Source organism: Asaia bogorensis NBRC 16594 (assembly GCF_001547995.1).
Lineage (GTDB): Bacteria > Pseudomonadota > Alphaproteobacteria > Acetobacterales > Acetobacteraceae > Asaia > Asaia bogorensis.
The window spans coordinates 2,918,072-2,933,486 of sequence record NZ_AP014690.1; the positions used below are offsets into that span (position 1 = coordinate 2,918,072).

At 59.9% G+C, this 15,415-nt stretch carries 11 protein-coding genes; 6 read left to right on the forward strand and 5 right to left on the reverse strand.

The window, feature by feature from the left end; genetic code table 11:
• Positions 1-246: 246 nt before the first annotated feature.
• From Asbog_RS12825 to Asbog_RS12840, 4 genes are all read left to right on the forward strand, one after another.
• Positions 247-2,304, forward strand: coding sequence for an AsmA family protein (locus Asbog_RS12825; protein ID WP_231944586.1), 2,058 nt, complete (start codon positions 247-249; stop codon positions 2,302-2,304).
• Positions 2,305-2,379: 75 nt separating this feature from the next.
• Positions 2,380-3,621 carry an alkaline phosphatase family protein gene (locus tag Asbog_RS12830; protein ID WP_062166007.1) on the forward strand — a complete coding sequence of 414 codons (1,242 nt, stop codon included), beginning with the start codon at positions 2,380-2,382 and terminating at the stop codon, positions 3,619-3,621.
• A gap of 201 nt (positions 3,622-3,822) precedes the next feature.
• Complete coding sequence (locus Asbog_RS12835; RefSeq protein WP_062165425.1) at positions 3,823-5,181, forward strand: NCS2 family permease; 1,359 nt, start codon at positions 3,823-3,825, stop codon at positions 5,179-5,181.
• Between the two features lie 231 nt (positions 5,182-5,412).
• A complete protein-coding gene (locus Asbog_RS12840; RefSeq protein ID WP_197669047.1) occupies positions 5,413-6,591 on the forward strand; it encodes a M20 aminoacylase family protein in 1,179 nt (392 codons plus the stop codon).
• A 26-nt stretch (positions 6,592-6,617) separates the two neighbouring features.
• On the opposite strand, the gene Asbog_RS12845 is transcribed toward Asbog_RS12840, so the two are convergent.
• From Asbog_RS12845 to hpnD, 5 genes are all read right to left on the reverse strand, one after another.
• A complete protein-coding gene (locus Asbog_RS12845) occupies positions 6,618-7,781 on the reverse strand; it encodes an iron-containing alcohol dehydrogenase (protein ID WP_062165427.1) in 1,164 nt (387 codons plus the stop codon).
• A gap of 791 nt (positions 7,782-8,572) precedes the next feature.
• Positions 8,573-9,202: a nucleoside phosphorylase-I family protein gene (locus Asbog_RS12850; RefSeq protein WP_062165428.1), complete on the reverse strand. Its 630-nt coding sequence runs from the start codon at positions 9,200-9,202 to the stop codon at positions 8,573-8,575.
• 1 nt (position 9,203) lies between these two features.
• On the reverse strand, positions 9,204-11,126 hold the full coding sequence (gene shc, locus Asbog_RS12855) for a squalene--hopene cyclase (protein ID WP_231944720.1): 1,923 nt from the start codon (positions 11,124-11,126) through the stop codon (positions 9,204-9,206).
• A 163-nt stretch (positions 11,127-11,289) separates the two neighbouring features.
• Positions 11,290-12,570, reverse strand: coding sequence for a hydroxysqualene dehydroxylase HpnE (gene hpnE, locus Asbog_RS12860; RefSeq protein ID WP_062165430.1), 1,281 nt, complete (start codon positions 12,568-12,570; stop codon positions 11,290-11,292).
• 3 nt (positions 12,571-12,573) lie between these two features.
• Positions 12,574-13,443, reverse strand: coding sequence for a presqualene diphosphate synthase HpnD (hpnD, locus tag Asbog_RS12865; protein ID WP_062165431.1), 870 nt, complete (start codon positions 13,441-13,443; stop codon positions 12,574-12,576).
• 124 nt (positions 13,444-13,567) lie between these two features.
• On the opposite strand from hpnD, the gene Asbog_RS12870 reads away from it, so the two are divergent.
• Together Asbog_RS12870 and Asbog_RS12875 are read left to right on the forward strand one after the other, a co-directional pair.
• A complete protein-coding gene (locus Asbog_RS12870) occupies positions 13,568-14,053 on the forward strand; it encodes a cupin domain-containing protein (protein ID WP_062165432.1) in 486 nt (161 codons plus the stop codon).
• Between the two features lie 92 nt (positions 14,054-14,145).
• Complete coding sequence (locus Asbog_RS12875; protein ID WP_062166009.1) at positions 14,146-15,327, forward strand: pyridoxal phosphate-dependent aminotransferase; 1,182 nt, start codon at positions 14,146-14,148, stop codon at positions 15,325-15,327.
• The last annotated feature ends 88 nt before the right edge of the window (positions 15,328-15,415 follow it).

Here is a 15,415-nt window from a genome sequence, read left to right on the forward strand (position 1 = left end):
CCGGTTTTTTCAGCTACCTGACAAAGCAGCCATAAGGCTTCTCAGGAACTCCTTTCTGCCAATCTCGTAATCAACGGATCACCCCGGACAGGGGCGACGTACGGGTTGTTTCATTGCGGGTGCCGAAAAGACGGCCCCTGCAATACGCCTTGCTCTCCTCTGTCCCCATTGGCGTCCAGAGGCAGCAGAAAGGCACAGACCGTGGCAGAAACCGGAAACCCCCCGAACCCGCCACGGCGACGCCCTGTGCGCAGAGCGCTTGCCATCATATCGGGCGCGCTTGCAGTCATCCTCGTGCTGCTCATTCTGTTGTGGAACTGGGACTGGTTCGTACCCCTGGTCAACCGACGTGCCAGTGCGGCCCTGCACCGCCCCGTCACCATTGCCCACCTGCATGTCCGACTTGGCCTGACGACAACAGTTGCGGTCGATGACCTTCAGATCCATCAGCCCGAAGGTTTCGAATCAGAGCAAGAGCTGTTCGCCAGCGCCAAAAAAGCGACGGTGGCCGTCAATGTCTGGCATTACATTACCCATAAAGGGCTCGAGGTGCCTCTGATCGCGCTTGACACGCCCAAGGGCGATATCGTCGCTCTGGCCAACGGGCGCAACAACTATACGTTCACCGATCCGAACGCCAAGCCCCAGCCTGCATCGCCGCAGCAATCCACCCCTTTGCCCAAAATCGGCACGGTGACGATCACCGATGGCGATATCCGCGTCGCCATGGCCAAGCTGAAGACGGATATGCATGTCCTGCTTCATACGACGCCGGCCAAGGGCGATCAGGATGGTACCATCGTCGTCGATCTGAAGGGGCGCTATGCGCAGGCACCGATCTCCGGCCATATTGTGGGTGGCTCGCTCCTGACGCTCACCAATTCCACCCGTCCCTATCCTATCGATGCCCGGCTGGAAAACGGACCCACCTATGTCACGCTTCGTGGCTCGGTTGATGACCCCCTGCATTTCAAGGGCACGAAACTCGTCCTGCATTTCGCAGGTCCTGACATGTCGCTGCTTTACGCCCTGACGGGAATTCCCATCCCACAGACGCCGTCCTACAGCATCTCGGGTAATCTCGATTACACGGCAGCCCATATCCGCTTCACCAACTTCGCGGGCAAGATGGGTTCATCGGATATCGGCGGCACGATTGCTGTTGATCCTCAGACCAAGCCCATCACGGTCGATGCCAACCTGCATTCGCATAATGTGGATCTGAAGGATCTCGGCGGGTTCATTGGAGCCAAGCCCGGTCATGAAGAGAGCAAGAAGGCCGCGACAAGCAACCGTATCCTTCCCTCGACGCCCATCAACGTCCCGAAGCTGAACTCGGTCAATGCGCATCTCGTCTATAAGGGCGACCATATCGAAAACAAGGATATGCCGCTCGACAACATCCTGGCCGATATCGTCGTGCAGGACGGTGCAATCACGATCAACAAGCTCAATTTCGCCGTGGGCAACGGTACATTGGGCCTGTCCGGTGCGCTCGATCCCGCCGCGAATGGCCAGTTCAAGACCCATTTCAAGGTCGACGTATCACGCCTGTCGATCCAGCGTTTGATGAAGGCTACAGAAACCTTCAAGGGTGAGGGCACGCTTGGTGGCCATATTACCCTCGCCGCAACCGGCAACTCCATTGCCTCCCTCCTCGGCCATGGTGATGGTGGCGTCACGCTGGTGGTCGATCATGGTGGTGATGTCTCTGCGCTTCTGCCCGACCTGATGGGGCTCAAGGTGGGCAGTGCTATTCTTTCGGCACTCGGCATCCCCCAGCGCTCCGACCTGAAATGCTTCATTGCGGACATGCCGCTGCGTCAGGGTATCCTGAGCACCAACTCCCTGCTGCTCATGACAAATAATACCCGCACGCTGGGTGGCGGAACCGTCAATCTGCGCAACGAGACGCTAGACTATCACGTCACAACCCGCTCGACCTCGTTCAACATCCTCTCGTTCCCCGGGCGCGTGAATATCAGCGGCCCGATCAAGAGCCCGACCATCATGCCGGGGGCTGAAATCATCGGTCGTGCTGCTGCCACGGCTGGGCTGGCCATCGCCTTCCCACCAGCTGCCCTCCTGCCCACCATCCAGTTCGGTGTCGGCAAGGGCAGCGCATGTGAGGATGCACTGGGTCAGGCCAATGCCAACCCGGCTGCCGGGATCAAGCCGGGGAGCACGACCGGCGCTGGCGCTGCAACCGTCCAGCCCAATTCCCCTGCGTCACAGCCCCAGGGCAAGAAGCTGAGCCGCAAGCAGATTCATTCTGTCTGGAAGGAACGCCTGAAGCAGAACTGAGACGGGAGCGTGATATCGGGCGTCGCCCGCATCATCACGATTGATCAACAAGCGCCATCCTGCCAGTCTGCATGGATGGCGCGCAAATCCCTGTTCCTCACCGCTCTGTTATGTCTGGCTGGCTGCGAGGCTCCCGCCACACCTGCCAAGACAGACACCCAGAGCGGCCTGCCACCTGTTATCCTGGTCTCAATCGACGGCTTCAGGCCCGATTATCTCCATCATGGCGACACGCCGGTGCTGGACAGTCTGACGGATGAGGGGGTGTTCGCGCCCATGCGCCCTTCCTTCCCGTCCATCACCTTCCCCAATCACTATACGCTGGTCACTGGATTGCGCCCGGACCATCATGGCGTGGTTGGCAACACCATGACGGACCCGGATATCCCCGGCGAGACCTTCAGTGTAGGGCATCATACCGGCGTCGACGATCCACGATGGTGGAATAACGGCACACCGGCCTGGGTCACCGCCCAGATGCATGGTCTGATGAGTGCCTCTGTTTTCTGGCCGGGTTCGGATGTCCCCATTCTCAACACGCGCCCCGAAATCTGGTACCATTTCGACCATAAGATCACGCCGGCAGAGCGCGTCGGGACAGTCCTTTCATGGTTCGACCGCCCGGCTGAAAAGCGCCCGGCCTTGTCTTTGCTCTATTTCGACGGGGTCGATCATCACGGCCATGTGGATGGCCCCTTTGCGCCCGAAACCAGACAGGCCATTCATGAAGTCGATGACGCGCTCGGAGTACTGATCGCTGGCCTGAAACAACGTCACGTCCAGGCCAATCTCATCATCGTTTCCGATCACGGCATGACGGCGCTCAGCCCCCAACGCGTCATTTCCCTTGCCGCTCTTGCGCCGGCACAGGCCATGAACGTAGTCACAGCAGGCCCTTATGCTGGCATCAATCCTGTTCCGGGGCATGAACGCGAGCTTGCCCGCGCCCTGTCCGCGCCTCATGAGCACGTAACCTGCTGGCCCAAGGCCCAGATCCCGCCCCGGCTGCATTACGGCACCAATCCACGCGTACCTGCCTGGCTCTGCCTGGCTGAAAATGGCTGGACGCTTGCCCGCGATGCCCATGATCACATCTCGAAAGGCGGGCACGGCTACGACAACCAGGCCCCGGACATGCTGGCCACTTTCATCGCAGCAGGCCCGGCCTTCGTTCCGCACAAGACCCTGCCTACCATCAACAATGTCGATGTCTATCCGCTGGTCATGATGCTTCTTGGCCTGCTGCCCGAAAACAACGACGGTACGCTCACCCCCCTGCAGAGTGGCCTGCGGGACAGTTATCGCGCCATTCAATAACGCCGCCCATCAAACCGCCCTGCTAGCGGGCTACCGGCCCGACGGTCTGCCTGTCTGAATGGCATCCCGGCCGTGAGATGAAACAGGAGGCGCCGGTTATGGTGCTGGAACAGGCGGGAGACGCCTCATACCCCTTGTCGTCACGCCCCCTGCCCACCTAGAAGAACGCGACGCCCCTTTCCTGCCCGGAGCCCGCCCTACGTGTCTGCCTCTCCCTTTTCCTCCTGGCTGGAACGTCGCTTCAGTATCGGTCAGCGCGGCTCGACCATTCAGCGCGAAGTGCTGGCTGGTCTCACGACATTCGGTGCCATGGCCTATATCATGGCGGTCAACCCTGCCATCATGGCCAATGCCGGGCTCGCCCAGCATGACATGATCATGACCACCATTGCCGCAGCCATCTGCGGCACGCTGCTCATGGCGCTGTTTGCCAATATGCCCATTGCGCTGGCCCCCGCCATGAGCAGCAACGCGATCTTTGCCCAGATCGTGGTCAGGCAGATGCATGTCGATGTGCGCACAGCGTTCACCATCGTGCTGCTCGGAGGCGTGGCCTTTACCGCGCTATCCGTCACGAAACTCCGGCATCGCATCATCCAGGCTTTTCCCGAACCGATCGTGCTCGGCATTCAGGTCGCTATCGGGATCTTCATTGCCCGTATCGGCATGGTGACAGGTGGCCTTGCTGTCCCGGCAGGCGATGGATTCCATTTTGGCGCCCTCAGCGACCCTTCAGTGCTGCTGACGCTGTTCGGCGTGTTTCTGGCCGGTGTCTTCATGGTAATGCGCGTCCCCGCCGGGATGCTCATCACCATTCTGGCCGTCACACTTGTCAGCCTGTTCGTGCACAAGAACGGCCATCCTATGGCAAGCCTGCCAAGCCAGGTGGTCGAATGGCCGCATTATCCCACCCACCTGCTTTTCCCGTTCAACTTCGGAGATTTCTTCTCCCATCTCGAATTGCTGCTGCCCATCACGCTCTATTTTCTGATCAGCGATTTCTTCGATGCGACAGGCACCATGTACAGTGTCGCCAACAGGGCACGCCTGACAAAACCTGATGGCACCACCCTGCTCGGGCGCGCCGCTTTTGCGGCTGACGGGTCTGCCAGCATCATCGGTTCAGCGCTCGGCACCAGCACGGTCTCGGCCTATGTGGAAAGCCTTGTGGGGGTCGAGGCTGGCGGTCGGACGGGGCTGACAGCGCTGGTCGTGGCGCTGCTTTTTGCTGCCTCTTCTGTGCTTTGGCCGCTCATCGTCATGATTCCCCCCGAGGCAACCGCACCGGTGCTCATCCTCGTCGGCCTCTCGATGCTTTCTGCTCTGGGGCAGGCCGCCAACCATTCGCAAGAGGCCTTGCTGACACCGGCCTTCATGCTGCTCATTGCCGTGCTCACCGGTAATTTCATGATCAGCCTTGCGCTCGGGCTGCTGTTCTACTCCCTCATGCTCGTCGTCACGCGGCAGTTTGTCCGCCTCACCCCAATGGTGCTCGGGCTCGATGCCGTATTCCTGTTCTATCTCATCCTGATCAGCCGAACGGGGCTCGGTCAGGGCTGAATAACCAGACCCGATAAGCCATTGGCCTTCAGCCATCACACAGCCCATCCACAGGATGTGCTGTGTTTGCCTTGCCCTCGCCTCCCCGTCGCCACGGCAAACCGGCGCAGACTTGCGGATCGTCATCTTGTGATACCCCGTCAGCGCCAACCACTCCGCCTCGATAATCGTTGACTCAGTCAAGCAGGGCCCCATTGCCAGAGGCCCGCATGAATGAAAGAGGCTGCCACAGTGTCTACCCTTCTCAAGGATCTTGCGTCGTTCAAGGATGAGTTCGTTGCCCTGAGGCATGATCTGCATACTCATCCCGAGCTCGGTTTTGATGAAAAACGCACCAGCGATATGGTCGCTGAAAAGCTCCAGTCATGGGGCTACACGATCGAACGCGGCTTTGCCGGTACCGGTCTTGTCGCCACGCTGCGCAATGGAACCAGCAACAAGGTTATCGGGCTGCGTGCCGAGATGGATGCGCTTCCCATTCTCGAAAAGACCGGTCTGCCCTGGCAGAGCGCCCAGTCAGGCGTTTCCCATATGTGCGGCCATGATGGCCACACCACGATGCTGCTTTGCGCCGCACGCTATCTTGCCGAGAAAAAGCCCTTCGATGGTATTCTGCATCTGATATTCCAGCCTGCCGAGGAACTCCTGTGTGGCGGAAGCCGCATGATCGATGACGGGCTGTTCAAGAAATACCCCTGCGATATCCTGTTTGCCCAGCACAACATGCCCGGCTTCCCCAGCGGTAATTTCTATTTCCACAAAAATGCGAGCATGGCGTCGTCGGATACCGTGCGCATCACGCTCAAGGGTACGGGCGGTCATGGTGCCTTCCCCCAGAAGTCACATGATCCGGTCGTCGCTTCTGCCCAGCTGGTGCTGGCCCTGCAAAGCATCGTCTCGCGCAATGTCGATCCCTTTGCGCCTGCCGTGGTGACGATTGGTGCGCTCAATTCCGGCAGTGCGGCCAATGTCATCCCTGACAAGGCCGAGCTGCTTCTGAGCATCCGCACCATGACCGATGAAATCCGCCAGCTGGTTCTCAAACGCGTCAGCGACATTGCCACCAACACGGCAGCCGCCCATGACTGCGCGGCCGTGGTCGAGCATCTGAATGGCAGCCCTGTGCTGGTCAATGACGGCAAGGCCATCGACTTTGCCCGCAGCACCGCCGCCGCGTTGTTCGGAGCAGATCATTGCCATGACAGCCCGCCCTTCATGGGGAGCGAGGATTTTGCCTTCATGCTGCAGGCGCATCCCAATGGCTGCTACTGGTTCATCGGCAATGGTACCGAGGGCTGCAACGGCACCCCGCTCCATAATGGCGGGTTCGATTTCAACGACGACAACATCCTCCCCGGCGCAGCACTTTTCATCGGCCTCGTGGAACGTTATCTCGCTCCGGCCGCCTGAGGCACAAAGCGAGATTTCTGCGGTTTTCAGAACGCCTGACGATACAGCCCGATCATCTCATTCTCGGTGATCAGGACAGGGTTGTTCACGAGAACACGGGTCTGGGTTATCGCATCCGCTACCAGAGAGGGCAGCGAGTCCTCGGTGACCCCGACATCGCGCAGACGACGCGGCAGACCACTTTCGTCCATCAGATTTTCCATGAAGCGAATGAATGTCTCTGCCTTTTCGGCGGGCGTACCGCCCTGCGTCACGCCGAGATCATCGCCAAGTTCAGCGTAGAGCCCGGCCGCTTCACGCATGTTGAACCGGAGCACATGAGCAAGCATCAGTGCGTTGGACAAACCATGCGGCACATGGAAATACCCGCCAAGCGGATAAGCCATGCCGTGAACGAGACCAACCGGTGAATTGGAAAAGGCCTGCCCGGCCAGCATGGCGCCGAGCAACATCGCCTCGCGCGCAGGGCGATTCTCGGGTTCCCGGCATGCTGTAACCAGATTCCTGCCCAGCAAGCGCAGGGCCGATCGGGCGAGATGGTCCGACACAGGATTCTTGCGTCGTTTGCCTGTATAGGCCTCTATGGCATGGACCATCGCATCCAGTCCGGTCGCCGCCGTCTGGAGAGGCGGTAGACCGCGTGTCAGTTCCGCATCGAGCAGCACATAATCGGCAAAAAGCTGCGAGGCGACCACACCGCTCTTTCTCGTTCCATCAAGGGTGATGACTGCCACGTTCGTCACCTCTGACCCCGTCCCGGAAGTGGTGGGCACCTGGACGAGAGGCAGCCGCCTGCCCTCGACACGATCCACACCGTACATGTCTGCAAGAGGCTGATGCGTCGTGCCAAGCAGCACCGCCGCCATTTTGGCAACGTCGAGCGATGACCCGCCGCCCAACCCCAGCACCAGTTCCACTGCAGCCTCCCGACCGACGGCCACACATTCCAGCAATACGGCCTCGGGAGGATCAGCAACGACGCCATCAAACAGCGTGATCTTCAGACCGGCGGCAGACAGAGACGCGACAACAGGCTCCAGCAAGCCTGAACGGGCCAGACCGCGATCCGTCACCAGAAGCACAGAGGCCACAGAAAACCTGCCTTTGAGATCCTGCCCGAGGCCAGAGATCCCTCCCCATTCCATCCTGATTGTCGGTACGGTTTGAAAGCAGAATGCAGGCATATTCATCAGGAATCTCTCCCTTTTTGAAAGCGGCCCTGAACTGTCCCGACTGTTCTGCATGACGAGCTTTACAGCCCTCCCGAGAAGCAATCGGCCTTACCCGACATACAGGGACATGACATTGCCCAACTTTCATCGGCATGTTCGGTCAAAGACCCGGATGGCCTGTGACGTTACATCAGCCGTGGGGTAATCCGATCACGTCCAGAACGAACGCCGGATCATCCCTTCACGAGAGGACCGTGACACAGGTAACAAACAAGGGGCCAGAAGAAACAGCCATATCTCATAGTTTTGTTATCTATAACATCCCCTCTCATAACGAGACCTGGTGGACGTCGAGAATGCAGCAAGTGAACCGAGAGACACCATCAGTGTGGCTTGCTAACGCTAGCGCGCAAGAAGCGCCTTCGAGCTTCCCCTAAGCAGCAGGAAGAGACGATACAGAGGCAGCGATACTTTGAGCGCTGTTTTCTGACCGACATTATCACATCCTGAATTTCTCCAAGATAAAGCGCGCCAATGAAACGGCACCAAAAAACCTGGAAAAAGATACCTTTACAAATCAGTGCCTATTTTCGGCCATAGTATTATCGTTCATAAGGGTGGCGATACCGGGAGCGTGATGCAAAACTTCCCCGGTATCGCCACCCTTAACGTTTGTTTCCAATTATTTCACACTCGGAAACTATACAATTATTTACTGTGTGGACGGATCCCATACCTTGGGCCCTGATAACTCATAGCGAGTGATCCAATGTTCCATGCAGATCGCACTGTCTGGCGACGAGATCTGCTCAGGACAGGCCGGATAGAAATCCTGCCATGGCCCGCCGCGCTTTGGCCGCATCACGTCCAAGCGCCATCAAGGCCGGTATCTGCCCGGGCTGTCGGCCCAGACTGGCAAGCAGTCGCAAGGGAGAGATACGCCCTTTATCAAGCACATCCAGCGCTGCAGGCGGCAGATCACGCCGGGAGTCATCGCAGATCACGCGCAGCACGGCAAAAGGCAAGCCGGTGCGCGCCACGAGGCCACTCTCCATGTCGACAGCCAGGCAGCCTGTCTGGGCATGGTAGCTGTTTTTCTCGGTCGCCATCGCAACAATCGTGTCGCTGTGCAGGATACCGCCATGCAGCACCCCGTCTCGCCCTACGCCAAATTGCCGTGAAAGCCCGGAATCGGTCTTGAGGCGCTGCCCGTCGACCATCACCCATTGCGGGATGATAATCGCTCCCGGCATCAGATCGGGCGCCAAACCCGCCGCGCAACCGAAAGATAGCAGTTCCGTCGCCCCTGCGGCCAGCAGCCGCTCGATCCCGCGCAGAGCGCCGTCACGCGTTGCCCCGCTGAGCGCAACGGGTGACTGCGGCACATGGGGCCTGATCAGGCGTGCTTCAGCCTCCAGCCCGGCCAACACACCCAGCATTTCAGAAACCGTGCTCGACGCGGCCTGAATTGCTCAGACCGAGATTACGGAAACGCGAAAGCGCCATGAGCGGGAAGAACTGCTTGTACCCGTGGTAACGCAGATAGAACACCTTGGGGAAACCAACCGCATTATAGGGCTGCTCTTCCCACTCACCCTGACCGTTCTGCTGGGCAACAAGATAGGAAATCCCGCGCTTTACCGCCGGTGTCTCACGACGTCCGACGGCCATGAGCCCCAGAATGGCCCAGGCTGTCTGGGTCGGCAGGCTCTTGTCATACTCTCCCGGTGTCGCACCCTCGTATGAGGCGCAATCCTCACCCCAGCCGCCATCCTCACGCTGCACGCTCTCAAGCCACGCTACAGCACGTTCGACCGCAGGGTCGTCATGCGGCACGCCTGCAATATTGAACGCACACAGGGTCGACCATGTGCCGTAGATGTAATTCGTGCCCCAGCGGCCAAACCAGCAACCCTCCGGTTCCTGCTCGCGACGCAGATAGGCCAGACCCCGCTCGATCACGGGCCGGTCTTCCGGGAAACCCAGTTCACAGAGGAATGAAACGCATCGTGCCGAGACATCCGCTGTCGGGGGGTCGAGCAGAGCCCCGTGATCGGCGAAGGGAATATGGTTGAGCGCATCGAGATCATTGTCGATATCGAATGCACCCCATCCCCCATTGGTGCTCTGCATACCCACGATCCACTCGCGGGCGCGTGCGATGGCCTCCTGGTTTCCCTCGGGGTCCTCGCGGTTCAGCAGCATGCCGACAACGGCTGTGTCATCCACATCGGGATAATAGTCGTTTTCGTACTGAAACGCCCAGCCGCCGGGGCGCACATCCGGGCAGTTGATGGCCCAGTCACCCTTGACGTTCAGAATCTGGCGCTTGCGAAGCCAGTCCATGCTGCGCCTGAGCGCTTCACGCGTTTCCTTGGGGCGTGTCGCATCGGGACCTGATGATGCTTCGGCCAGCGCAAGACCCGAAAGCCCTGTATCCCACACAGGAGAGACGCAGGGCTGGCAATAGGTCTCATCACCATTACTGACCAGCAATTCCTGGATACCCTTCCAGGCCAGTTCCACGCGCGGATCGTTATCGGGCACGCCCATGCCGCGATACATCATCACCACATTGGCCATGGCCGGGTAGATCGCGCCCAGACCACCCTCACCGAGGCGGGGCTCGATAAAGTCGAGTGCAACCTTGATGGCCTTCTTGCGCAAGGCCGCAGGAAAACGGGGCTCGATCGGTCGAAGCATGGTGTCCACTTTCTTGAACACATGCCCCCAGATCGAGCGGTAAGGCCCACGGATCCAGTCCTTCACCTCTTCGGGCGGGGTGATGAAAAGCTCCTGGATGTGGATATTGCGCGGGTTGATCGCACGCGGCTCGAGCGTGCGCAGAACGAGCATGGGCGCCACCACGCTGCGTGACCAGTACGACATGTTCCACATCGAGAAGAGTGCCGCCTTGGGCATCAGCATCAGCTCGACCGGCATGACCGGCGTGGCGCGCCAGGGCACTTCACCGAACAGCGCCATCTGGATACGGGTAAACACGTTGGCGCGCGCAGCGCCTCCCCGGTCGAGAATGGCTTCGCGGGCGCGCGTCATGTGCGGCGCCTCGATATCATCACCAACCGCCTTTAGGGCAAAATAGGCTTTCACGGAAGCAGAGAGGTCAAATCCGCCATCGTGATAAAGCGCCCAGCCACCATGTGAGCCCTGGGTGCGCCGTAGATAATTGCCGATACGGGCCTGCTTCACATCATCGATACGATCGAGATAATGCTCGAGCAGCACATATTCAGCCGGGATTGTGGCATCGGCTTCCAGCTCGAACACCCAGTGGCCATCATCATTCTGCCGGTTCGACAGGGCGGCATGGGCTGAATCGATAGCCTGACGCACCTGGCCCATATCCGCCTCGGCCGGAATTTCGGCTTCGTGACGCTCCAGAACGTCGGAATAGATCAACATTGTCCGCCCTTGTCCTTTTCCCAGCTTGAATGTGTCGTTGATATGACAGATGCCCGTATCACAGTTTTCCGCGCAACAGACAGCATTGTCTGCATACAGGTTATCAGAGATCCAGAACCCTGATTGCCTCGACGCCTGAACGGATCGCCCCTTCAATGGTCGAAGGGAACCCTGTCTGTGTCCAGTCTCCGGCCAGAGCCAGATTGTCCAGTGCAGTACGAGCAACTGGCCGCATGCGGTCCTGCGCCGGTGTTGCGGCAAAGGTCGCCCGCTTCTCACAGACCAGCCGCACAGGCGGCACGGCCTCGGGGAGTCCACCCGCCACAACCGGCCCGACAGACTGGCGGATCTCCGACCAGATTGTCGCAATCAGCGCCTCATTATCATGGGTCGCATAGCGATTCGCAGCACTTACGGTGACGGAAAGTATCTCGCCCTTGAGATAGATCCACTCCGCAACACCACCCACCAGCCCGACGAAACCGACCTTGCCCAGCATCCCTCGTGCCTGAACAGGCGCGGGCAGACGGTAATGCACGTTGATGATGCTTTCATAGGCATCGGGCGCTGCGAAACCGGGCAGATGCGGCCCGAGCAGGGTGCGTGCGACGGGTGAAGGGGCCGCAAAGACCACCTTGTCTTCCGGCCCGAGTGCTACCGTCTCGCTACCAATACGCAGCGCGGTGACACGGCCCTGTGCCACGTCGAGGCCAGAAACACGCGTACCACACCGAACCTCGCCCTGCAGGCGGGTCAGATGGGCGATGGCAGGATCAACAAAACTCTCCGAAAGCCCCTCGGCCGGATACCAGGGGCAACAGGCCTCGCCACCAAGAGCGAGCGTTTCGCGCACGATCGCGGCCAGCAGCGATGCGCTGGCGGTCTCCAGAGGTGTGTTCAGGGCCGAAATGGCGAAGGGCTCGACAAGCCGATGGGTCAGCATACCCGTGCCCATGAAGGCACTGACCGTCTCATCCGGACCCGCCTTGAGAATACGGGCCAGCATGGACAGTTCGCTAAGCTTCATGCCCGGCACCCGACGCGCCCTGGACAGCGCCCAGAACGGAAACCGGCCACGCGACAGGCGCAGCGTCCAGCCAAGACCCGCCTCGAGATCGAACCACGGGAATATCGGGGATCCGGGTCCGGTAAGGGTCTTTTCCGCCCCGATCAGCCCGAGATAACGGAAACTCGCCTTGTTGGCGGACAGCAGCAGATGATTGCCATTGTCGATCCGCGCATCGAGGGCCTTGTCAAAATAAGAACGCGCCCGCCCGCCACAGGCTGGCCCCCCCTCGTATACCGTCACGCCGGCACGACCGATCACATCGACTGCGGCAGAGAGACCGGCAAGCCCGCCTCCGATGATATGCACATGCGTCATGGGTCAGCGATAATAGGCAATGAGGGAGCGCAGGATACGGGCTGCCTTGCTGATTTTCACGGGCTGGTCCGGATGACGCCACCCGCGACGCAGCAGGGCTGTCAGAATGGGGCGATAGGAGGCTGCCATGATGCGCGCGGGGCGCATGGCGACACCATCACATCGCTTCATCGCGCGTGTTGCTTCGCGGAAATGATCCTTGGCGCGCACGGCCAGGATACGGGCCAGCGGGTCGAGCCCGACGGCATACACCGCTTCCTGCGGGTCGGTCGGCACGTTGTAACGCACGAGCAGTTCGCGCGGCAGGTAAAGGCGGCCGCGATCGGCATCTTCCTGAATATCACGCAGGATATTCGTCAGCTGCAGGGCACGCCCCAGATGATGCGCCACGCGATCCGCCTCAGGCGATGAATCACCAAAGACCCGAACGGACAAGCGCCCGACGGCAGAGGCAACTCGATCGCAGTAAAGATCAAGCGTTGCCTCATCGGGGGCGACGATCGGGCCTGAAGCATCCATGGCCATGCCATCGATTACCGCAGCAAAATCTTCCTTGCGCAGACCAAAGCGGGTGATTGTCGCAACCATGGCCCTGTCCAGGGCATCGCGAGTCTCGCCCTCATAAAGGCGATCGATACGGGCATGCCATTCCTTCAGGGCCAGCGCGCGATCGGGCACCTGCACATCGCCATCGGCAATGTCATCAACCTCGCGGCAGAAGGCATAGACCGTGAACATGCCAAAACGCCTCTCGGCAGGCAGGATCTTCATGCCCTTGGCAAAAGATGTGCCAGCCCGGGTTACAATGGCACGGACGTGCTCAAGATCGGCCGTGGAACAGCCCAGCACCGCTTCCTGTTGAAACCCGCTCACCGCTTCATCCCTGTATCATCCAAGTACAGCGCCTTTTACCTGCAAAAGGTCAAACAGCAAAATCCGTGCGGCCCGGGAGACGTTCAGTTCGCATCCCTTATCCCATCCTCCGGAGCCCTGCCCCATGTCCTTCTCCATCGCCAGACCACCCATCCGCCGACGTGCACGCGCCCTGCTCGGGTTCACCCTTGTCATCTCGACCTTGCTGTTCGTGACAGGACAGTCCCATGCACAGGAAACAGCCTCGGCCCACGCCGATCACCTGCTCAAGGCCGACCGCTCATGGAACGGCAAGCCCTATACGGCCTATCCCCCCGGTGCGCCGACGCTGAGCATGATACGCCTGACCATACCGCCCCACACGGCTCTGCCCTGGCACACCCATCCGGTGCCCAATGCAGGCTATGTGTTGCAAGGTCAGCTCACGATTCAGGACAAGGCCAGTGGCACCAGCCATGTGTTCCATCAGGGCGAGGCTTTTGCAGAAAGCGTGAACGATGCCCATCGCGGAGTCTCGGGCGACACAACAACAATCTTGATCCTTACCTACGCAGGCGGCAATAATCTTCCGACTTCCATCCCCCTGAAGGGGGAAAAGAACGAATACTGACCGGCAGGTCGCAATTCCGTGTCGAAAATGATTTGACAAGCGAAACGAATAGCCGTCACCTTGCCGGTATCAAAGCCACCGGAGACACGCTCATGACCGCGCCCCTCACCCAGGAAGCCAAGGAAGATTTGCTCGAACGTGGATATTCACGTCGTCATTTTGGCCGCCTGACAAGCCTGCTCGGCATGAGCGCCGCCCTGACCCAGTTCGGCTCATCCGCCTTCGCCGCCATCAAGGCACCGGGTGATGACCCGTTCGTGGGCCACCCTGACATGATCCGCATCGGCAGCAATGAGTGCTGGACCGGCCCGTTCCCGAGCGCCGTCACCGCCGGTCAGGCCCAGGTGCCTTTCGGCAACCGCTATGAGCCCGATCACCTGCGCTCAACCCTGCTGCGTACCGCCTCCTCCGTGGAGAACATTTCCGAAGAGCACATCCTGCCCTGGCCCGGGTCAAGCGATCCGCTCTGTCGATCGGTCGTGACCTTCTGCTCACCCGAACGCGGACTGGTCACGGCCAACCCGACCTATGAAGCAGCCTGGCGTACCGCCGATTGGATGAAGATCAAGCTGACGCGCGTGCCGCTCTCGGCCCATAACGGCTACGCCACCGATGTCCGCGCCATGCTCAAGGCTGACCCCAATGCGGGCGCCTATTACATCTGCTCGCCCAACAACCCGACCGGCACTGTCACCCCGCTGGAAGACATTGCCTGGCTGGCCGATAACAAGCCTGCTGGCTCCGTTATCATTGTCGACGAGGCCTATATCCATTTCTCGGGTGCGCCGAGCGCGATTTCTCTGGTGAAGCAGGGCAAGGACGTGATCGTTCTGCGCACCTTCTCCAAGATGTTCGCCATGGCTGGCCTGCGTCTGGGTCTCTCCTTCGCCCGTCCGGACCTGCACAAGCGCATGATGCGCTATGACGGCCCGAACATGATCTCCATGTTGAACATCGTGGCCCTTGCCGCTGGCGCTGTCAGCCTGACCCAGGCCGACGCAATCAAGGCACGACGCGATGAAATGATCGCTGCCCGCAGCATGACCTTCGATCATCTGGCCAAGCGCAATATCCGTATCGTGCCCGGCAGCCAGGCCAACATGTTCCTCGTGGACTGGAAGAAGCCCGCTTCGCAGATGAAGACGGCCTTCGCCGCCAGGAAGGTCGAAATCGGCCGTAACTGGGACATCTGGCCCACCATGTCGCGCGTCAGTGTCGGTTCCATGAAGGACATGGAAGCGTTCTGCGCCGCGCTCGACCAGATTCTGGCCTGACCCGTTTCCTCATCGGGCCTTGCCCCATAAGCGTTTAGGGAATTATGCCCCAGAAGCGCCCGGTCGAAAGACCGGGATACAGGGGCAA